This window comes from Nocardioides cremeus, assembly GCF_030518195.1.
GTDB classification, from domain to species: Bacteria; Actinomycetota; Actinomycetes; order Propionibacteriales; family Nocardioidaceae; genus Nocardioides; species Nocardioides cremeus.
Genome location: NZ_JAULSC010000069.1, coordinates 1 through 607, shown reverse-complemented (window position 1 = coordinate 607; position 607 = coordinate 1). Strand labels below are relative to the sequence as shown.

The following is a 607-nucleotide window of genomic DNA, read 5'->3' as shown; positions in this document are numbered from 1 at the left end:
GTCGCCGTGCTCAAGGCCGAGATCAACGGCAGCAAGGCGCAGGTGATGATCCCGCAAACCCACCCGCCGGCTGAGGAGGCAGAGGTCGACTTCGGCGAGTTCCAAGCGGTGATCGCCGGGGGGTGTCAGATGGTCTGTGTAAGCGGTCGGTCCTGAAGGAGGACCAAGATGACCGCTGTGACCACTGAGAACGATGAGGCGAAGGTGACCACGACGAGCAACTCCGAGCGGCCAAGCCGTGCCGCTGCTCGCCGCGCCGTGCGCGCTGAGATGCCGGGCTACAAGGCTGCTGCTGAGCTGGCCGAGTCCGGCGCCCTGGACGGGCTCTTCGCCCAGATCGACGCCGGCGAGATCGACCTGACCGGCGACGGCGGATTCATCCCCGCCCTGATCAAGCACGCCCTCGAGCGCGGCCTGGGCGCCGAGCTCACCGACCACCTGGGTTATGAAAAGGGCGCCCCGGACGCAGCCGCGTTCGACAACTCACGCAACGGCACGACCCCGAAGACGGTCGCGACCCAGGTCGGCGACGTGAGCCTGGCGGTGCCACGCGATCGGGCCGGCACGTTCACCCCGCGACTGGTGCCCAAGGGCCAGCGGCGCCTGG

Annotated in this window: 1 protein-coding gene; it reads left to right on the top strand. The window is 68.9% G+C overall.

What is annotated here, in order from left to right; genetic code table 11:
• Window positions 1-270 precede the first annotated feature (270 nt).
• On the top strand, window positions 271-607 hold a 337-nt coding region (locus QWJ41_RS20760; protein WP_302710370.1), incomplete at its 3' end, for a transposase.